The sequence below is a fragment of the Chthoniobacter sp. genome (assembly GCF_040003245.1).
GTDB lineage: Bacteria > Verrucomicrobiota > Verrucomicrobiia > Chthoniobacterales > Chthoniobacteraceae > Chthoniobacter.
Genome location: NZ_JBDUCX010000063.1, coordinates 1 through 19,004, shown reverse-complemented (window position 1 = coordinate 19,004; position 19,004 = coordinate 1). Strand labels below are relative to the sequence as shown.

The 19,004-nt window shown below is 62.0% G+C and carries 15 protein-coding genes; 4 read left to right on the top strand and 11 right to left on the bottom strand.

Annotated features, from left to right (window positions below; translation table 11 throughout):
- Positions 1–51 precede the first annotated feature (51 nt).
- The 4 genes from ABJF10_RS10915 (at position 52) to ABJF10_RS10900 (ending at position 5,680) form a co-directional block, all read left to right on the top strand.
- Positions 52–1,329: a lactonase family protein gene (locus ABJF10_RS10915; RefSeq protein ID WP_348544596.1), complete on the top strand. Its 1,278-nt coding sequence runs from the start codon at positions 52–54 to the stop codon at positions 1,327–1,329.
- Between the two features lie 241 nt (positions 1,330–1,570).
- Positions 1,571–3,121 (top strand): Re/Si-specific NAD(P)(+) transhydrogenase subunit alpha, encoded by a 1,551-nt coding sequence (locus tag ABJF10_RS10910; protein ID WP_348544595.1) that lies wholly within the window; start codon positions 1,571–1,573, stop codon positions 3,119–3,121.
- 7 nt (positions 3,122–3,128) lie between these two features.
- On the top strand, positions 3,129–4,550 hold the full coding sequence (pntB, locus tag ABJF10_RS10905; protein ID WP_348544594.1) for a Re/Si-specific NAD(P)(+) transhydrogenase subunit beta: 1,422 nt from the start codon (positions 3,129–3,131) through the stop codon (positions 4,548–4,550).
- Positions 4,551–5,260: 710 nt separating this feature from the next.
- A complete protein-coding gene (locus tag ABJF10_RS10900) occupies positions 5,261–5,680 on the top strand; it encodes a secondary thiamine-phosphate synthase enzyme YjbQ (protein WP_348544593.1) in 420 nt (139 codons plus the stop codon).
- Positions 5,681–5,690: 10 nt separating this feature from the next.
- On the opposite strand, the gene ABJF10_RS10895 is transcribed toward ABJF10_RS10900, so the two are convergent.
- The 11 genes from ABJF10_RS10895 to ABJF10_RS10845 form a co-directional block, all read right to left on the bottom strand.
- Entirely contained in the window at positions 5,691–7,043 is a 1,353-nt protein-coding gene (locus ABJF10_RS10895; protein ID WP_348544592.1) for a hypothetical protein, read from the bottom strand.
- 14 nt (positions 7,044–7,057) lie between these two features.
- Entirely contained in the window at positions 7,058–8,605 is a 1,548-nt protein-coding gene (locus ABJF10_RS10890) for a hypothetical protein (protein WP_348544591.1), read from the bottom strand.
- The gene (locus tag ABJF10_RS10885) at positions 8,602–9,189 is read right to left on the bottom strand and encodes a hypothetical protein (protein ID WP_348544590.1); all 588 of its coding nucleotides are present in this window, start codon (positions 9,187–9,189) and stop codon (positions 8,602–8,604) included. The genes ABJF10_RS10890 and ABJF10_RS10885 overlap by 4 nt, the downstream gene beginning before the upstream one ends.
- Positions 9,186–9,728, bottom strand: a complete 543-nt coding sequence (locus ABJF10_RS10880; protein ID WP_348544589.1) for a hypothetical protein — start codon at positions 9,726–9,728, stop codon at positions 9,186–9,188. The genes ABJF10_RS10885 and ABJF10_RS10880 overlap by 4 nt, the downstream gene beginning before the upstream one ends.
- 121 nt (positions 9,729–9,849) lie before the next feature.
- Complete coding sequence (locus ABJF10_RS10875) at positions 9,850–10,503, bottom strand: response regulator transcription factor (protein ID WP_348544588.1); 654 nt, start codon at positions 10,501–10,503, stop codon at positions 9,850–9,852.
- Positions 10,500–13,154 carry a PAS domain S-box protein gene (locus ABJF10_RS10870; RefSeq protein ID WP_348544587.1) on the bottom strand — a complete coding sequence of 885 codons (2,655 nt, stop codon included), beginning with the start codon at positions 13,152–13,154 and terminating at the stop codon, positions 10,500–10,502. The genes ABJF10_RS10875 and ABJF10_RS10870 overlap by 4 nt, the downstream gene beginning before the upstream one ends.
- A 1-nt stretch (position 13,155) precedes the next feature.
- Positions 13,156–13,881, bottom strand: coding sequence for an ATP-binding protein (locus ABJF10_RS10865; RefSeq protein ID WP_348544586.1), 726 nt, complete (start codon positions 13,879–13,881; stop codon positions 13,156–13,158).
- 34 nt (positions 13,882–13,915) lie between these two features.
- Positions 13,916–14,368 carry a response regulator gene (locus ABJF10_RS10860; RefSeq protein WP_348544585.1) on the bottom strand — a complete coding sequence of 151 codons (453 nt, stop codon included), beginning with the start codon at positions 14,366–14,368 and terminating at the stop codon, positions 13,916–13,918.
- A gap of 3 nt (positions 14,369–14,371) precedes the next feature.
- Entirely contained in the window at positions 14,372–15,997 is a 1,626-nt protein-coding gene (locus tag ABJF10_RS10855) for a PAS domain S-box protein (RefSeq protein WP_348544584.1), read from the bottom strand.
- 415 nt (positions 15,998–16,412) lie between these two features.
- Complete coding sequence (locus tag ABJF10_RS10850) at positions 16,413–16,853, bottom strand: YiiD C-terminal domain-containing protein (RefSeq protein ID WP_348544583.1); 441 nt, start codon at positions 16,851–16,853, stop codon at positions 16,413–16,415.
- Positions 16,850–18,007, bottom strand: coding sequence for a serine hydrolase domain-containing protein (locus ABJF10_RS10845; RefSeq protein ID WP_348544582.1), 1,158 nt, complete (start codon positions 18,005–18,007; stop codon positions 16,850–16,852). Before ABJF10_RS10845 ends, ABJF10_RS10850 begins: the two co-directional genes overlap by 4 nt.
- Positions 18,008–19,004 lie beyond the last annotated feature (997 nt).

The window sequence follows — 19,004 nt, the reverse complement described above, 5'->3', positions numbered from 1 at the left end:
CTCTCGGAAAGCCTGTCAAGATTCGCGGCTCAACTCCATTCTCCTCCTCCTATGATTCCCCCCATTCTCTCCCGCCGCTCGTTTCTGAAAGCCTCCGCCATGGCCGGTGGCGGGTCGATTGCGGCCTCGTTGTGGCAGGCGCCCGCGAGTGCGGCGGCGGCCGGCGGGCCGCTCATCGCCTATGTCGGCACGTATAGTTCTCCGCTGCCGTTTATCCGTGCGGGGCAGGTGGATTTGCCGGCGGGCAATGGGAAGGGCATTTACTCGTTTTTGGTGGATCGCGCGACGGGCGCTTTGACGCCGCACGGGTTGTTCGAGCTGGCGACGAGTCCCAATTGCCTCGCGATCAATGCCGCGGGGACCCGTTTGTATTCCACGGATGAAACCGATTTGCGTCCGGAGAATGAGGCGGGATCGATCAGCAGTTTCGCCATCGATCGTGCCACCGGAAAGTTGACCTTGCTGAACACCGTCAGCTCCGGCGGCGCCGGCCCGGCCCACTTGAGCATTCACCCCTCCGGGAAGTTCGTGCTGGTCGCCAATTATTTCGGCGGCTCGGTGGCGGTGCTGCCGATTCTGCCCGATGGCAGTCTCGGCGCGGTGAGCGATTTCAAGCAAGACGCCGGCACGATCGGGCCGAAGAAGGCCACGAGCGCGCCTCCCGGCAGCTTCGCCGTCAGCGGCCACGATCAGGTGCACGAGCATATGATCGCGGGCGATCCCTCGGGCCGTTTCGTCATCTCCGTCGAGATGGGCATGGACCAGCTCCGCGTCTGGAAGTTCGACGACAAAGCAGGCGTGCTCACCGCGAACGATCCCCACGCGATCGCGCTGCCACCGGGAGATGGCCCGCGCCACTTCTCCTTCCATCCCAATGGCTACTGGTTCTATTCGCTGCAGGAAGAAGGCTCCACCATCGTCCTCTTCGACTACGACGGCGCGCTGGGTCGGCTCGCGCCGCGGCAGACCATCTCCAGCCTCCCGCCTGGCTTTGCCGGCAGCAATTTCACCTCCGAGATCGCCGTGTCCGACGATGGCCGGTTTGTCTACGTGGCGAATCGCCTGCACGACAGCATCGCCTTCTTCGCCGTGGATGAAAAAACGGGCGCGCTCACTTTCGTCGGCGAGGAATGGACCCGCGGCGATTACCCGCGCAGCTTCGGCTTCGATCCCACTGGGACTTTCCTCTATTCGCTCAACCAGCGCGCCGACAACATCGCGATTTTCAAGGTCGATCGCAAAGCCGGCGCCCTCACCTTCACCGGCCAGATCACGCCCGTCGGCAATCCCTCGAGCATCGTGTTTCTCGACCTCGGCAAGGCAGGCTAGACGGGTGCCCCCCACCGTCATCCTGATCCCGCGACTGCGGGAGAAGGACCTCTGATATCTGCCTTTCCTCTCACGCCCGGCGTCAGATGCCGGAATGATATTGGAGATGCATCGCTCGCTACCCCGTCCACACTTGACGCCCCCCCGGCACGAAATAGGCTCGCCGTGATGTCATGCGGACACGCCAATTCGGTTCCGACTCCCCCACGTCAAAAATGAATCTTCTCCCCGGCTCGACGCCATGAAAGTCGGCATCGCCAGGGAAATCCGCCCCGGAGAACGCCGCGTCGCCGCCACTCCGGACACCACGCGCCGTCTGGTGAAGCTCGGCTTCGAGGTGTGCATCGAGTCCGGTGCCGGGGGAGGAGCCTCGTTTCCCGACGCGGATTACCAGACGGCCGGCGCGAAGATCGTGGACCGGGCGGAACTCTGGAGCGCGAGCGAGATCGTGCTCAAGGTGCACCCGCCGGAAATGGACGCGGCCTCGCAGAAGCACGAGGCCGACCTGCTGCGGGAGGGCGCCGTCCTCATCTCTTTCCTCTGGCCCGCGAAGAACCAGGAATTGGTGGAGCGGCTGCGCGCGCGCAAGGTCACCGCCTTCGCCATGGACCAGGTGCCGCGCATCACCCGCGCGCAGAAAATGGACGCGCTGAGTTCGATGTCGAACATTGCCGGCTATCGCGCCGTCATCGAGGCGGCGAGTTACTACGGCCGTTTCTTCACCGGTCAGATCACGGCGGCGGGCCGCGTGCCGCCGGCGAAGGTGCTCATCATCGGCGCGGGCGTCGCCGGGTTGTCGGCGATCGGTGCGGCGCGCAGCCTCGGCGCGATCGTGCGCGCCTTCGATACCCGGCCCGAAGTGCGCGAACAGGTCCACAGCATGGGCGCCGAATTTCTGACCGTGGACATCGAGGAGGATGGCAGCGGCGTCGGCGGTTATGCCAAGGAGATGAGCCCCGCTTTTATCGCCGCCGAGATGGCGCTGCTCGCGCAGCAATGCCTTGAAGTAGACATCGTCATCACCACCGCGCTCATCCCCGGCAAGGTCGCTCCGCAACTCGTCACGCAGGAGATGGTCAACAGCATGCGGCCCGGTTCGGTGATCGTGGATCTCGCCGCCGAAGCCGGCGGCAATTGCGCGGTCACCAAGCCTGACGAAGTCGTGGTGCACAACGGCGTGACCGTGATCGGCTTTGTCGATCTGCCCAGCCGCCTCGCTCCCACGGCCAGCCAGCTCTATGGCACCAATTTGCTCCACCTCCTCGCCGACATGGGCGGCGGCCTGAACTTTCACATCGACCAGGAAAATCCCATCGTGCGCGGCGCAATCGTCGTCCACGACGGCGCGCTGCTCTGGCCACCTCCGCGCCCCGCGCCGGCAGCCAAACCGGGGGTCGCTCCCGCGAAAATTTCAGCCCCCGCCACTCATGGCGTCCCGGCTGTCCCCAACAAAAAACTCCAGACGGCAGTGATGCTCGGCGCGTTCCTTATCCTCGCTCTCGTCGGCGCGGTCGCGCCCCGCGAACTCGTCTCCCATCTCACCGTCTTTGTCCTCGCGTGCTTCGTCGGCTGGCAGGTCGTGTGGAATGTCACACCCGCGCTGCATACCCCGCTGATGAGTGTCACCAACGCGATCAGCGGAATCATCCTCGTGGGCGGCATGCTGCAAATTTCCGGACCGCTTTCCTCCCCGGTCACCATCTTGTCCGCGGTGGCGGTGTTGCTCGCCACCATCAACATTGCGGGCGGCTTCATGGTCACCCAGCGCATGCTGCGCATGTTCCAAAAGTAAGACGCGCATGTCACAAGGTTTCATCACTGCTCTCTACCTCGCCGCGGGGATCTTGTTTATCATGAGCCTCGGCGGCTTGAGCGCGCAGTCCTCGGCGCGGCGGGGCAACACCTACGGCGTGATCGGCATGCTGATCGCCCTCGCCATCACCGCCTTCGGCGCCGTCCATTCCTACAGCTTGCTGATCATTGCGGTCGGGGTCGGCGGCTCGATCGGCGCGGTGCTGGCGCGGCGCGTGCAGATGACCGCCATGCCGGAATTGGTCGCCGCGTTGCACAGTTTCGTCGGTGCAGCGGCCGTGCTGGTCGGCCTCGCCAGTTATCTCCATGGCACGACTTTTCCCACGCGGGCGGAGGCCGTCATTCATGAAGTTGAAATCTTCCTCGGCGTCTTCGTCGGCGCCATCACCTTCACCGGTTCCATCGTTGCCTTCGGAAAGTTGCGCGGGCTGCTGCGGAGCAAACCGCTGATTCTGCCCCAGCGGCACTGGATGAATCTCAGCGTGCTCGCCGCCTGCCTGGTCATGGGCGCGAAGTTCATCAGCGCGAGCGGCACCGGCGGCCTCGTGCCGCTGCTCGTGATGATGGTCCTCGCCGGCCTGCTCGGCGTGCATCTCGTCATGGCCATCGGCGGCGCGGACATGCCGGTCGTGGTCTCCATGCTCAATAGCTACTCCGGCTGGGCCGCCGCCGCCGCCGGCTTCATGCTCGATAACGATCTGCTCATCATCACCGGCGCGCTCGTCGGTTCCAGCGGCGCGATTCTCAGCTACATCATGTGCCACGCGATGAACCGCTCGTTCATCAGCGTCATCCTCGGCGGCTTCGGTGCCGACGAAGGGGCCGCTCCCGCCGCGCGCGCGAGCGGCGAACCGCAAGGCGAAGTCACCCCGATTTCCCCGTCAGACACCGCCACGCTGCTCGAAGACGCCAGGAGCGTGGTCATCATTCCCGGTTACGGCATGGCCGTCGCACAGGCGCAGTATCCGCTCTACGAAATCGCCCGGCATCTCAAGGCGCGTGGCGTCACCGTGCGCTTTGCCATTCATCCCGTCGCCGGCCGCCTGCCCGGCCACATGAACGTCCTCCTCGCCGAGGCGAAAGTGCCCTACGACATCGTGCTCGAGATGGAAGAGGTGAACGCAGACTTCCCCAGCACCGACGTCGCGCTGGTCATCGGCGCCAATGACATCGTCAACCCTGGCGCCCTCGACGACCCCTCCAGCCCCATCTACGGCATGCCCGTCCTGGAAGTCTGGAAATCCACCACCGCCATCGTCATGAAGCGCAGCATGGCCAGCGGTTACGCCGGCGTGGAGAACCCGCTCTTCTTCAAGGAAAACACCCGCATGCTCTTCGGCGACGCGAAAAAGAACGTCGACGCCATCCTCACCGAACTCCGCGCGAACGCTTCCTTGAGCGCTGCCTGATCGGAACAAAGCCGGAACAATGAGTTGACTTTTCCAGATATATGGCTTATACTGTGTGCGTCGATTGAGGAAAGGAAACTGCGGATTGGTTTCGGAGGTTGGTCGGGACGGTCTTCGCGGAAGAGTTTCAGGAGAAAGGTCACTAGCGCATGCCATATCACACACCATTCCATCCAATTCTGCCGCCCCGCTGGGGCGGAGACGGGGCGACCTCTTGTCCGGTGGCTGACCCATTCGGCAGGCTCGGGGCAGGCTCTGATCGGCTAATCTCCGTGACGCCTCCGGCGTCCAAAGCCGGTTCGGATTCGGTAATTACTTTCGGCAATCACTCTACAGAGAGAATCCGACCGAATCCCACTCGATCCCACCGCATCCGGGCGGGCTCTGATTTCCGAGGGGTGATGAGGCGAAGTCGAATGGGAATCGCAGGGCGAATCCAGAGTAATCGTGCCCAGTCGTGCCTAATCGTATCTCATATTTTTCCGATGCCGTGCGGTGCCTTGAAAGGCGTCTTGAAACGGGCCCCTCTACAGAGAAATCGCACCGAATCGCACCCTTGATTTCGCCCATGCTGACTCAGGCCAATCAAGGTGACTCAAGGCAAATCAAGGCTGCTCAAGGCTCATTTTTTGCAAAGCCTCCACCTCACCGCCTCATATGAATCACAATCGCCTTTTCTGGACCCCACTGGCTCGGCTTGGATGCGCGCCATGAATGCCCATTGCGACTCTTTCCAGGTTCCGACCCGCGGGAAGGGGACTTATGAAATCACCGATGAAGTCGCGCGGATCGTGCGTGCGAGTGGCGTGAAGACCGGAACGGTGACGGTGTTCGTGCAGCACACCAGTGCGAGCCTCATCATTTACGAAAATGCCGATCCCTCGGCGCGCACCGATCTGCATGCCTTCTTCGAGCGGCTCGTGCCGGAGGAGCAGGATTACTTCGTGCACACCGCGGAAGGCCCCGACGACATGCCCTCGCACTTGCGCATGGTGCTCACGCGGACCAGCGAAGTGGTGCCGATCGCGCAGGGGGAGATGCAGCTCGGCACCTGGCAGGGGATCTTTCTCTTCGAGCACCGCCGCGCGCCGCATCGGCGCAGCGTGGTGGTGTCCGTCGTCGGTGTTTAGCTGCCTGGAACTACTTCTGCGCGATGGCCGACTCAGGCTGCCGCTCGGTTTCGATGAAGCGGAGGCGCGGCAATTGCCAATGATCGGCAGGAGCTTTGAGCTGGCGCGGGAGGTAGACGCGCTCGAGGCGCGGGCAGCGCGTGAGGACCTGCACGTCGGTGAGCAGTTCGCAGCCGCGGAGGTCGAGCTCGGTGAGCGGCATGTCGGCCAGGGCGTCGATGTCCTTGATCGCAGTGCCGGCCACGGAGAGATACTTGAGCTGGGCACCGGCGATGGCGCGGAGATCGTGGACGGAGGTGCCGTCGACGGCGAGGCGTTCGAGGGGCATGCCGGTGAGCGCCGAGAGGTCGGTGACGTGGGTGTGCGAAAGATTGAGTTCGCGCAGCTCCATGCCGCGCAGCGCGTCGATGCTGCGCACGGCGGTATGGGAAAGGTCGAGCTTTTGCAGCGGGCACAAGCTGAGGGACTGAATCGAGCTGACCAGCGTGTGGGAGAGGTGCAACTCGCGCAGCGGCAGGCCGGCCAGCGGGCGCACATCGGCGGTGTTGGTATGGTCGAGCCGAAGCTGGCGCAAGGGCAGTGTGCGCAGCGGGGTGAGATCGCCGAGGCGGTTGTCGCTGAGATTGAGCGAACAGACATCCAGGCCGGTGAACACGCGGGTATCTTCCAGGTTGGATTGCGCGATGTTCAAGCTGCCGATCCGCAAGTCGCGCAGCAGGTCGAGCATCTGTGGATCCCAACGGGTGACGGTGACATCGACCAGGCCGGCGTCTGCGCTGGCGACCAATTCGGCGTGCGCGTCGAAGTTGTGCAACAGAACGCGCAAGCTGGCGCGCAGGGGCTGCACATCAGGCAGGAGCTTGCGGGCGACGAAGCGCGCGGAAGCGGGATCGCCGCGCCGCATCAATTCATCGTGGAGGCGGTAGAGCACTTCCTTGGAAGGAACGCGGGCGGGGATTCTTTCGCTGGCCATGCGCTGGCAGAAGGCCTTGCCGCGCAGGATGGCGAGATGTCTGCCCGGCATCTGCTCGAGTGTGGTGTAGGCCTTGGCGGCCTCGGGAAAGTAACCGAGGCATTCCAGCGAGCGGGCGCGCAGGAGCATGGCCGTGGAGTCGGCCTTGGCGCCGGGAACGGTCGGGTCGAGGAGTGCGGCGGCGCGCTGGAAATCACCGGCGGCGAAGGCCTCCTGGGCTTCATCCCGGGCGGAGTGAAAGAAGCCTTTCAGCGTGTGCTCGAGGTCGGCGTATTCCTGGACGGCGTGCTGGTGTCGCTGCCCCATCCAGCAAAGGGAGATGAGGGCCGCGATGAGGGCCACGGGGTAGAAGTTCGCGACTGCGCGATAGGTGGGATGGGGGATGGTCATGGGGTTCTCCGGGTTTAATTGGTGGAAATTTCCTGCCAGCTCACCAGCTCGTAGCCGAGCAGGAGACCAGGCTCGAGGGCGAGCGCCTCGTCGAAATGGACGGCGGCGCTGCTGGGGATTTGCAGCTGGGCGGCGGTGATCGCGCCGGAAAAATCTCCGTTGCCGGTGAGCGTCACGTTGTGGGTGGGCGCGTAGATCGAGGCAATCGGGTTGCCGGTCGTGTCGATGCTGATGGTGTGGGTCGCGCCGTCGCTCGCCGGGACGCCGAGGATTTGCAGCTCCGCAGCGCGCTGGCTGTTGTTCTGCAATTGATTGGCGGCCATCGTCACGTTGCCTTGCACGTAGACTTTGGCCTTCACACCCGGGTCGACGATGATGGTGCCGGAAAAATTGCCAGTCACATAGATGTCCGCTTCCGCGCTCACTACGCTGCCCACGACGGGGATCTGGCCGAGGATATTGCCGAGCAGGCCCAGGGCATTGCCGGTGACGTGCAGCGTGCCCGTCACGCTGTTGAACTTGTAGGTGCTCGGGGAGAGCAATGAGCCGGCGGTCACGGTCTTGGTGCCGTTCACGGTAGTCGCCGCCGTGGTCCAGGTGGGCGCCTTGGCCGTGGGCAACGCGCGGAAGTAGGCGTTGTTGACCGTGCCGGTGACGTGCGAGTCCTTGACGATGTTGCCGCCGTCCGTCGAGACGTTGCCGTAGACGGTTCCGGCGAGGGTCAAGGTGGAGCCGTTGGAGGAGAGTTCCATGTTGGAGCGGCGCTTCGCGGAATCGTAAAGGCCGTTCGTGCTGGTCAGCGCGCTGGCGGAATTGAAGCTGTCGAAATTGGTGAGAGCGTTGGGCGCGTTGACGAGGCCGTCGGTGGCGACGCCGTGCTCGAAGGGAAAGACCGGCTTGAGCAGCACCTCGATCTGCCGGGAGGCGAACGGCTTGCTCACGCTTTTCCCCGTGGCGGGATCGCGCACCAGCGCCAGCCGCATCAGTTGCGAATCGAGCTTCGAGATGTCCGCCGTGCGGTTCGGGCCGGGAAGGTAGACGGTGCCGGTCGAGCGCAAGCGCAACAGATTCACGGATGATGCCTGGCTGCCGGAAAGCAGACCGGTGAGCCCGCTGAGCAACTGGCCGTTGAGCAACTGGTCCAGTGGAAGCACGTCGATGCTCACCGTGGCGCTCGAGGTCGTCGCGCCTTCTCCGCTGTGGATCAGCGGATCCATCGTCAGGGCGACGGTGAGTCCATTCGCAAGATTGAGGCCGCCTGGCTCGAGCTTGAGACCGGTGACGAGCGCGAGGGAGGGAGTGGAAGTGCCGAGGGCCACGCCGTTATTGCTCAACTGCACATCGGGCAGGAGGCCGGCCAATTGGGCCACCGTCATGTCCACGCCGGATTCGGCGGCGAGCAGTGATTCCTCCCAAGCCGCGGTGCGCAGGGCGGTCTTGTAGCGGCTGCTGATCGCGTTCAACGTGGAGCCGGCGAGCACGGCCAGGATCGTGAGGATTCCCAAGGCGAGGAGCATGGCGTGGCCTCGTTCGGTGTGGCGGGGGAGGGGGCTGGTCTTCATTGGGCGGAGGCATTGAGCAGGTGCACGTAGGCGGCGACCGTGGTGGCCGCCGTGCTGGCGGGCCGGTTCGCGAGCGAAAAGCGCGGCTGGAAGGCGGCGTTGATCTGCATGAGCGTGCCGCTCCGGCTCACTTGAAACAGCGTCGCGGAATCGGTCAGTTGCGTCGGGGCGCCATTGAATTCCCGGATGATGCTGGTGCCCTGCCGATAGTAGCGAACCGTATTGGCGGTGGTGGTCGCGCTGGAGGGCGCCCCCAGCAGCGAGAGGAGCGGCAAGCCCAGGTTGAGGTTCAGCGTGGGCGCGCTCTGGGTGGATTGGGTCACGGTGACCTCGGTGCCTTGCGCGGTGATCTGCACGGCGGAGGCTCCGCGCAAATCGCGTCGCAAATAAGCGAAGACGCGATTTTGGTCGCTCTGCGCATTCACCTGATACAGCGACGTGGCAAGGCTGCGTTGGATGCCGATGAACGTGACCAACGCGGCGCCGACGGCGATGACCATCATGCCCATGGCGCAGAGCAGTTCGACGAGCGTAGTGCCGCGAGTGGCCGGGTTTCTCGGCGAGTGAAGAGGGGAAGCTTTCATCGGAGCAGGCCTTGCATCGAAATGACCGTGGAGTTTTGGCGCTGGCGTTGACGCTGGTTTTGACCGCTGGTCCAGGTCACCTGGAGATCCGCGCGCACAGCGAGGAGCGAGCGGAGGTAAAGACCCGCGGCCGGCTCCGAGACGATTTGCACCGACCCGTTGGCATGGCGCTGCACCACGATGGGGGTCGGCGCCGGGCTGACCGGAGGGTAAGGAGTGATGGTGATCTGCTCCTCGACATTGGTGAGATAGCCTCCGTCGGCGGCCGGTGTCTGAAGAATGTCCGCCTGGATACCTTGCGCGCTGACGATGGTGTTCCAGCCGACGGCGCGGCAATCCTCCACCCGGCGCATCAGGGTTTCCGTCGCCGCGATGGTTTCGCGATGGGCTTGGGCAAGGCGGATGCACTGCCCGGCCGCCATCCAGATCGAAACGAAGCCGATCGCCATCACACAGAGGGCCACCAGCACCTCTGGGATGCTGATTCCGGCGACCCGCGGATCGGAACAGGGCCTCGAGTGGGAAGACTGGGCTTTCATGCCCGTTTTATGTTGCAGAAAGCATGCAACACAGAGAACGGGCGGACGCGAAAGGATGGATCGGGTTCTACCCGATTGAGACTGCGGTTAGTACGGAGTGTGTGGCCTCCGCTCGCCGCTGTTAGAGCTCGATGATGCCATTGCGCAGAGCGTATCGAATCAGTTCCCCGATCGTGTTCAGGCCGAGCTTTTGCATGATCGCGGCCCGATGGCTCTCCGCCGTGCGCAAGCTCACCCCCATGAGCTGGGCCAGATCCTTGTTGCTCTTGCCCTCGGCGATGAATTGCACCGCCTCGCGTTCCCGCGTGGTCAACGTCTGGCCGGGCGCTGGTCTTTCACCGCCGATGGCGCTCTGCTGCAGACGGGAAAAGATGATCTCCGAGACACGCGGGGTAAAGTAGGGCTTGTGCTCGGCGGCGGCGCGCACCGCTTCGATCAGGTGATTGCTCTCATCCGTCTTGAGCAGGTAGCTTCGACCTCCGGCGTCGAATACTTGATGGACGAGATCTTCCATCTCGTGAGCGGTGAAGATGATGACTTCCGTGCCGGGGCTGTTCCTCTTGATCTGTTTTAGCGCTTCGATGCCGCTCAGTTCCGGGAGGGTGACATCCTGAATGACCACATCGGGATTCAATTCCTTCGCGACGGCAACTCCCTCCCGGCCAGTCGCCGCTTCGCCGCAGATTTCCCATCCCTGCTGCTTTTCGAGCACGAACCGCACACCGTTTCGGACCACGGCGTGATCATCGACGAGAAGAATGCGAATCGGTTTCACGGGTTGGTTTCGTGCAGGACTTGATGCAGTGTTGTCAAAAACGTGTGCTTGTCGAACGGCTTGGTAATGAAAGCCTGGAGGCCGAGCGCCTTGAGTTCATTGACCAACTGGTCATCGCTGTTTCCGGAGGTGCCGATGACCTTGATCTTCGGGTCGAGATTGCGGAGCGCCCGGGTCAAACCGACTCCGTCCAGGAACGGCATGACGGCATCGACGATCACGACCTGGATTTCACGGCGATGCTCGGCGTAGCGGGCAATGGCCTCCGTGCCGTCCGCCGCGAGCAAGACGCGGTAGCCGGCTTGTTGCAGGAGCACTTCGGAAACGGTGCGGATATTGGGCTCGTCCTCCACCAGCAGCACCACCTCGCCGGTGCCCTGCGGTGGTGGCGCAATCTCGGGTTCGGCGCCTTCATCCAGGCCGCAGGCGGCCGAGGCGGGGATGAAGACCTTGAAGGTCGTCCCGCGATGGGGTTCGCTTTCCACGCTTAGGAAACCGTTGTGACTTTTGACGATGCCCAGGACCGTGGAAAGGCCAAGGCCGGTGCCTTTGCCGACTTCTTTGGTACTAAAAAACGGGTCGAAGATTTTATCGATGATGGCTTTGGAAATGCCCGTTCCGGTGTCCGCGACTTGCAAGAGCACATACGGTCCGACCTTCGCTTCTGGAGTCATGCTGGCAAAACTGGCGTCCACCACGAAATTCCGGGCTGAAATACTGAGCGTTCCCCCTTCCGGCATGGCGTCGCGAGCATTGATCGCGAGGTTGAGCAGGATTTGCTGCAGCTGCGTGGAGTCGCCCAGCGCCGTCCACAAGCCTGGCTTGGCCTTGGCTGCGATGCTGATCGATTTGGGAAAGGTCTCCCCCGCGATCGAGGTGATCTCCATGATCAGTTGTTCGCAATTCACCGGTCGCTGCTGGACCTTCGTTCCGCGGGCGAAGGTCAATACCTGGCGAACGATTTCCACCCCGCGGCGCGCGCTGGTATTGATCGTTTGCACGATGGCTTTCCTGAGCTCCGGTGCCAAATCGCCATCCAGCAGCGGTCCCGCCATGATGATCGGAGCAAGGATATTATTGAGATCGTGGGCGATCCCGCTGGCCAGTGTGCCGACGCTCTCCAGGCGCTGCGCTCGCAGGAATTGCGATTCCAGCAACTTCCGCTCCGTGACATCGGTATGAATGGACAACAGAGATTTGGGCTGCCCCGATTCGTTACGCACGAGGGTGACGCGGGAGCTGACGATGATTTCACCGCCGGCTTTCGTGCGTTCGTGCAGTTCACCGCTCCACTCGCCGCTCTCGCCCACGGTGCGGAGGATGTTCGGGCCGGCTTGTTCATCCAGAAGCAGCAGGTCTGCGGCTTGCTCGCCGATGGCTTCTTCTGCCGTCCAGCCATGCATGCGTTCGGCTCCCTGATTCCAGTAGAGGATTTGGCCGGTGGTGAAGTCGGAGACGAGGATGGCGTCCGTGGTTAGATCGAGCAATTGGGCCTGGTCGCGCAACTGGTTCTCGGCCCGTTTCTGCACCGTAATATCCTGCAGGACGCCGCGCACCCGAACCACTTTCCCTTTCTCCACGACGGGGTGGCCGACGTTGCGGACCCTTTTGACGATCCCGTCCGCGGCGGTGATATCCAATTCCAGATCGTAGGGTATGGCCTGGTCGACGGCGGCTTTGAGGGCGGTCTCGACTACCGGCCGGCCTTCTCCGCGGAAGAAACTCAGGCCTAATTCCAGGCTGGCCGAGTGAGTCGGAGGCAGGCCGAAAATCCGCAGCACTTCCGGCGTCCAGTAGAGATGTCCCGTCAGGACACTGAATTCCCAACTGCCGAGTTGCGCGATTTCCCCGGTTTCGCGAATGAGCGCTTCCTGGTAGTGGATTTGTTCCTCGGCTTGTTTGCGCTCGGTGATGTCGTGATAGATGAAAAGGATGGCGCTGGGTTTGCCTTCCGCGTCCCGGGCCAGTGTCGCCCGCTCGCTCACGGCGATTTCCTGGCCGGTGCGGCGCTGACGATATACCTCGCAATTCCATTCTCCGTCCCGCAGGAGGTTTTTGATCATCTGGCAGGTCTGGTCTTCGCTCGGCGTCAGGAACTCATTGACGTCCCGGCCCATGACTTCGCCGGCGGTCCAGCCGTAGAGCTTTTGCGCGCCTTTGTTCCAGTACTGAATCCGGCTGCGATCGAAGTCGCAAACGATGATGGCATCCTGGGCCAGGTCCAGCATGTGGGCGAGAAAGCTCACCTTTTGGTCGGCACTCCTTTTCGCCCGGCGAAGTGTGAGTGCCTCGATGGCGCGATGGACGGCGCCGGGCAGCGCCGGAAGGTTGCTTTTCAGGATGTAGTCGGTCGCGCCCTTGCGCATCGAGGCCACGGCGGTTTCGGTATCGATGGTGCCGGAGACGAGGATGAAAGGTGCGTCCGATCCGCTCTGCTTGAACCAATCGAGGACGTCGATGGCGGTGAATCCTGGCAGCGAGTAATCCGCCATGACGAGATCGGGCTTGAGCAATAACGCGGCACGTACCTCCGCTTCCGTCTCCGCTTGGTCGATCGTGAATTCAATGCCGCCATTCTGGAGCTCATCTTTGATCAGCACGACGTCGGTCGGCGAATCTTCCACCAATAATATGCGCAGGGTGGCATTCATCTTACGAATAGACGGCCGCCGGGGTGTCGGCCTCCTCGGAAATTGGTTTCGGGAATGCCAGGTGCAGGGTGGCACCCTGGTTGACTTGCGCCTCCGCCCAGACCCGGCCGCCGTGGCGTTGCATGAGTTGCCGGACGATGGCCAGCCCCGCGCCTTCTCCCTCAAACTCTGTCTTACGATGCATGCGCCGGAAAAGTTTGAACAGTTGCTCGCCATGCAGGGCGTTGAATCCCACACCATTGTCCTGCACCGCCAGCACCGTTTCCCCTTCGGCTTCCCGCGCGGAAACGGTGACGACTGGAGTGGACCGGCCAGTGGTAAACTTGAGGGCATTGGCCAACAATTCGCGGAAGATGGCCTGTAGTGCCGCCGAGTCGCTCCAGAGCAGCGGCAGGGGCTCGACGCAGAATTGAATGTGCCGCTCTGGACCGGATGCGCTGAGCTTGGCAAACACTTCATGGGCAATTTTCGTCGCGTCCTGCCAGGCGAAATCCAACGGCTGTTGCGCACAGGCCAGCCAGCCCATCAGGCCATCGAGCAACCGGCTGACGCGCTGCGCCTCGGCGCCCAGGAGCTGGACCAGCTCGCCGGCTTCTCCATCGAGTGCAGCCGCATGTTTGTCCAGGAGGATGGCGGCCACGCTCTTGATCCCGCGCACCGAACCTTCCACATCGTGAGAAAGAGCGTACTCCAGCAATTTCAGCTCCCCCCCCTGCTGTTCGGGCATTTTTGTGACTACTGGATAGTTCGCCGGCATGTTTCTATCCGTCCGCAGGGGGTGGGAGGGTCACGATGGAAAACCAGAAGTTCTCGAGCGCGCGAATGCAGCGGGCCATATCCCGAAACTCGACCGGCTTGGTAATGAAACAATTGGCGTGATGGCGGTAGGCTGCCTCCACTTCATTGGTCGCCTTGGAAGTCGTGAGCACGACGACCGGGATCGTCTGGAGATGGGGATCTTCCTTAATCTCCGCCAGGACGGCCAATCCACTTCTCTTCGGCAGATTCAAATCGAGGAGAATCAGACCTGGCCGCGGGGCATCCGTGAATTCGCCTCTGCGGTGCAAAAAATCCATCGCTTCATAGCCATCCTCGACGTGGTGCAGGCGGTTGAGGACTTTCGCTTGTTTGAGGGCTTCGCGGGTGATGAGGGCATCTGTGGGACTGTCTTCCACGAGAAGAATATCGATGGCGCCGTGGGCGGGTGGGATCATGTGTTAGTCAGGAAGGGTGAACGAAAAGGTGGCACCCTCGCCGGGTTGGGATTCCGCCCAGATGCGACCTTGATTGCGCTCCACGATTTTTTTGCAGATCGCGAGGCCGATCCCGGTACCGCCGTACTTCCGCCGGGTGTGCAGTCGTTGAAAGAGGCCGAAGACGAGCTCACGGAATTCCGGCCCAAAGCCGATCCCATTGTCACGAACAGAAAAGCTCCACTCGCCATCGCGCCGCTCCGAAGTCACCCAGATTTGCGGTGCTTGCTCCCGGCGAAACTTTACGGCGTTGCCGAGGAGATTCTGAAAGAGTTGCACCATCTGCCCCTCGTGGCATTTCAAGGTCGGCATCGGCCCAATATGGATCTCCACTTTTCCCTCGGTGATCGCGGTCTCGAGATTCTCGCAAGCGTGACGAATCAAGGACGAAAACTCGAGGGACTGCAGTTCCGCTTCCTGCTGGTCGAGCCGCGAGTACGAGAGCAAGTCGTCGATGAGCTGCTGCATGCGCTTGGCGCCGTCGACGGCATGGTTGATGAACTCCTGGCCTTGCTCTTCCAGCTTGCAGCCGTACTGCTCGCTCAGCAATTGCACGCAACTCGTCACCGCGCGCAACGGTTCCTTGAGGTCATGCGAGGCGACATAGGCAAACTGTTGTAACTCCTGGTTGCTCCGTTCCAGCTCGGCCAGCATCTTGCGCATCTGCGCTTCCGCCTGCTTGCTCTCGGTGATATCCCGCGCGATGGTCGAGGCGGCGACGATCCGGCCGGAAGCATCGCAAATGGGAGAGATGCTCACCGAGACGTCGAGTCGGGCGCCATCCTTGCGCACCCGCTCCGTTTCAAAGTGCCCTAGCGTCTCGCCACTGCAAATGCGGGCCATGATTTGCGGCTCTTCCTGGATGCGATCCGGGGGAAAAATCATCACCATGGGTTGCCCGATCGCTTCCCGCGCGGTATAGCCGAAAGTTCTTTCCGCGCCGGGATTCCAACTCGTGATCGTGCCATCGAGCTTTTTGCTGATGATCGCATCGCCGGACGATTGGACGATGATGGCCAGTTCGGCCTGAGCCTCCTCGGCCCGCTTGCGCTCTTCCAGCAAGCCGCGAAGCTCGACGTTGGCCGCCTGTAAATCAGCCGTCCGCCGGGCCACGCGGTCTTCCAACTCGGAATTGAGTTCGCGTAACTTTTCCTCCGCACTGCGCCGGGTAACGACTTCCTCCTCCAGTGCCCGATTGATGCTCTGCAATTGTTTCGGGCTGGGGACGAGCAGCGCTTGCGGCATCAAGCGGGTCAAAAGAATGGCGGTGGGGACGGAGGCGATGGCGGTGATGCACTTGACCGTGCCTGATAACCAATAGGTAGCATGCCAGATGTTCCAGATTTCCATCGCGTGCGTCATGCCGCAGGCCAGGATGAAAACCGCGAAGAGAAGAAACATCCATCCGAAATCGATATCGCGCCGGCGGCGCACGAACCAAGCGAGGCTGATCGGGATCGAAAAATAAGCCAGGGCGATAAATCCGTCGGAGATGACGTGAAGCTCGATGAGGCCTTTCGTCCACAAATAGCAATGGCCATGGGGCATGAAGCCGTCCTCGGAGAAGAATGAAAGAAGAGACGCGATCATAAGGGCAGCTCTGAAATCAAGATAGACCTCTCCCCCACGCAGACCATCACTGCGTCAAATCTCCGGTGACACCGACACTGAACCTGTGGGTTCATTGGAGTTCCTCTTGCAGACGAAGCGTGGCATTTCACCGTGGTTTCTGGCAACTATAAAACACAAATTCGCCAACTGGAGCAACGCACGGGAAAAGCATTCGATTCGATAATGAATCGAGTTTGGCACGAGCGGGGAAATTGGGAAAAGCATGAGGGGCTAGTCTACGTAGCATCACGAGTGCCATATTAAGCTCATTCGCCAGAGTGAAGGGAGCGACGGTAATGTCAGGGTTATTATGTATCTTTGGGTCCGCATTGGCGGCGAGAGATAGCATCGCAACCTGGTGGTTATCCCCTGCAACGGGATAGGGTGGTGAAACTCAGGAGTTTATGGCCACGAATACCCCGCTGAAGCGAACAGCGATCTCGTCGTCATATTCGACGACTGCATCCAGACTGATGCGCGCTTTCCCTTTGCGCGCGAAATCCCGTCGAAAGCGCTCCAGTTCCTGCGCCGCAGGACTATGGCAGACTGCGCGCAAGTCCCCTCGCACCGGATTTTTATAGCGGATCGTGCTTTCGCGAATGACGATATGGGCGTGCGGCTCGCGCAGGAGCCACCAGAGCAGACTGTAGCCGCTCAGCGTGGCCAGGGCGTGGAGGCTTCCGCCAAAGGCGGTTTGGAGATGGTTGCGATTGGGAGCGAGCGGGGCCGTGAGCACGAGGCGGGTGTCATCGCATTCCGCTACCTGCACACCCATCGCTACCGTCAGCGGGATTTGCTCGTGGAGAAAACGCTCGAGATCGGCCGCACTGTTCATCGTTTTTCGCCGGCCACGGTGGCGTAGAGGGTGTCGATCAAGCGCAGCGCCTTGGGTCCGGGCAAAACACCGGGTTCCATTTGGTTCATGACGTAGGCGAAAGAGACGCGGTTTTCCGGATCGGCAAAGGCATGGCTGCCGCCTGCGCCGGGATGGCCGAACGCCTGGAGCGACGGTCCAAAATTCGTGCGCAGCTTGCGGCCCGCTGCATCCACGGGATCACGCATGAAGCCCGCGGAAAATGCTGTCTCCAGCAGGAGCACCCGGTCCGGCCCTTGCGTGAGCGTGGTGGTCATCCAGTCCAGCGTGCGGGGCTCGAACCACCGGCGGCCTTCGAGTGCTCCGCCTTCCGCGAGCAGGGCGTAGAACTTCGCGAGGCCGTGCGCGGTGCCGACGCCGCCGAATGCGCCGAAGGATGCCGCGCGCACTTCCGGGGCATTCATCGCGGCCACGCTGTGCAGACCCCGGGGTGAGGCGAAGGCGCGTGACGTGAGCGAGGCCGGCGTAAGGAACGCCGTGTAAAACCCATCCCCCTGCGGCGGCGACGTCTTCGTCGGAAAAATCGAGGCCGGTTCGTGCACTCGCTCCGGTGGCAGGCCGATCCACACGTCCAGCCCGAGCGGTTCGGCAAATTCCATGCACCAGTAGTCGTGCAGCGTGCGCCCTTGGGTGATGCGCCGCAGCGTTTCATCCACGAGAAAGCCAAAGGTCCGCGGATGGTAACCGTGCCCTTCACCCAGTGGCCACGCCGGCGCCGCGGCGGCCAGTGCGGCGGCGACCGCTTCGTGATCCATGACCGGGGTGGGAGTGGCAAGGGCCGCGAGACCGGCCTGATGCGAGAGCAGTTGCGCGATCGTCACGCGATCCTTTCCCGCCTGCCCAAATTCCGGCCAGACCGCCGCCACTGGCGTGGTCAACTCGATGTCGTGCTCCTGGCAGGCATGCAGGAGACACGCCGTGGCCAGCCCTTTCGTGGCCGACCAGAAAAGCACCATCGTCTCCTCCGTCCACGCGTGCTCGTGCTGCCGATCCTTGAAGCCACCCGCCAGCGAGACGATTTCCCGCCCGTCGTGCCACACGCTCACCGAGGCGCCCAATTCCCCGTAGGCTGTGAAGTTTTCCGCAAAAAGTTCGGTGAGGCGCGAGTGGACCATCTATTCTCTATATCGTGCGCCGCCGGCGTTTGCTCGGCAAGCGGAGTCCTCAAACGGGAAGAATTCTTCAGAATCCGCCCGCAGGCTTGGGGTGACTATTCCTTCTGCTCGAAGACTTTCTCAAGTTGCGGCGCCTCGGAGAGACAACGCGGCGTGATCATGGGACGGTCGAGGGGCAGACGCCTCCCTTGGAGCTGCTTGATTAATCGCCCCAAGAGCGGCTCCCCGTTCTCGCACTGCGTAACGCGCGTCTCAGCCGCAGCCCAGGGAGGTGATCGCCAGCATGGCGACGAGGAGCAGCGTGCGCTGCGCGAGCGGGACGGGATGGTGCGGCGCATTCAGGGGGAGTGAAAGTTCACTACTTGCCAAGGCTGATGGAATCAAGGATCGCCGTCATTCTTCACGACGGGAAACATTTACGGCAACGCCTCCGGCGGGCCGGGGTTCATGCGATAGAACGGGTGTATGTTAGTCGCTGCGAATTATTTTAAAATTCCTGATTGACTAGCTAAGTTCCCGGACTTATTCACGATAACAGACAAAGCCAATGACCTTATCACCGACATATCTACACCACTCGCAAGCGACCGCATGGTTGCGTTGCACGGGTATGTCCCTGGGCACTGGAGGCCTCGTATTTGGCTCCGCTGTCCAGGCAACCGGGATGCGGCCGGGCTTCGCCCATATTGCGAAAGAAGACCCCAATCAAAATCCAACCAAGGAGGCTGGCAGGTAGTTCACGATCTGACTTTAGATCATCGATTTTCGAGAACCCTGCTCGCCCGCAAAGCCAGCAGGGTTCTTCGTTTTCAGGCGATCGACTCATTTTCATCCATTTTCCATCGCGGCCCGAACGCCGCCTAAAACCACCAGCCGGACCACACTGATCAAACATCACCTTTAATCCACCACGTGGGCGATAAAAGCCCCGCCGCCAGCAGCAACTGACGACGGGGCGGAATCGGTCACCAATCCAGATAAGTCCCTAGCGGAGACG

Bases quoted from the DNA above. Each gene is read 5' to 3' on its own strand.
- ABJF10_RS10900 (WP_348544593.1), top strand. From the start codon at position 5,261: ATGAATGCCCATTGCGACTCTTTCCAGGTTCCGACCCGCGGGAAGGGG.
- ABJF10_RS10895 (WP_348544592.1), bottom strand. From the start codon at position 7,043: ATGACCATCCCCCATCCCACCTATCGCGCAGTCGCGAACTTCTACCCC.
- ABJF10_RS10860 (WP_348544585.1), bottom strand. From the start codon at position 14,368: ATGATCCCACCCGCCCACGGCGCCATCGATATTCTTCTCGTGGAAGAC.
- ABJF10_RS10855 (WP_348544584.1), bottom strand. From the start codon at position 15,997: ATGATCGCGTCTCTTCTTTCATTCTTCTCCGAGGACGGCTTCATGCCC.
- ABJF10_RS10870 (WP_348544587.1), bottom strand. From the start codon at position 13,154: ATGAATGCCACCCTGCGCATATTATTGGTGGAAGATTCGCCGACCGAC.
- ABJF10_RS10865 (WP_348544586.1), bottom strand. From the start codon at position 13,881: ATGCCCGAACAGCAGGGGGGGGAGCTGAAATTGCTGGAGTACGCTCTT.
- ABJF10_RS10885 (WP_348544590.1), bottom strand. From the start codon at position 9,189: ATGAAAGCTTCCCCTCTTCACTCGCCGAGAAACCCGGCCACTCGCGGC.
- pntB (WP_348544594.1), top strand. From the start codon at position 3,129: ATGTCACAAGGTTTCATCACTGCTCTCTACCTCGCCGCGGGGATCTTG.
- ABJF10_RS10880 (WP_348544589.1), bottom strand. From the start codon at position 9,728: ATGAAAGCCCAGTCTTCCCACTCGAGGCCCTGTTCCGATCCGCGGGTC.
- ABJF10_RS10910 (WP_348544595.1), top strand. From the start codon at position 1,571: ATGAAAGTCGGCATCGCCAGGGAAATCCGCCCCGGAGAACGCCGCGTC.
- ABJF10_RS10890 (WP_348544591.1), bottom strand. From the start codon at position 8,605: ATGAAGACCAGCCCCCTCCCCCGCCACACCGAACGAGGCCACGCCATG.
- ABJF10_RS10915 (WP_348544596.1), top strand. From the start codon at position 52: ATGATTCCCCCCATTCTCTCCCGCCGCTCGTTTCTGAAAGCCTCCGCC.
- ABJF10_RS10845 (WP_348544582.1), bottom strand. From the start codon at position 18,007: ATGGTCCACTCGCGCCTCACCGAACTTTTTGCGGAAAACTTCACAGCC.
- ABJF10_RS10850 (WP_348544583.1), bottom strand. From the start codon at position 16,853: ATGAACAGTGCGGCCGATCTCGAGCGTTTTCTCCACGAGCAAATCCCG.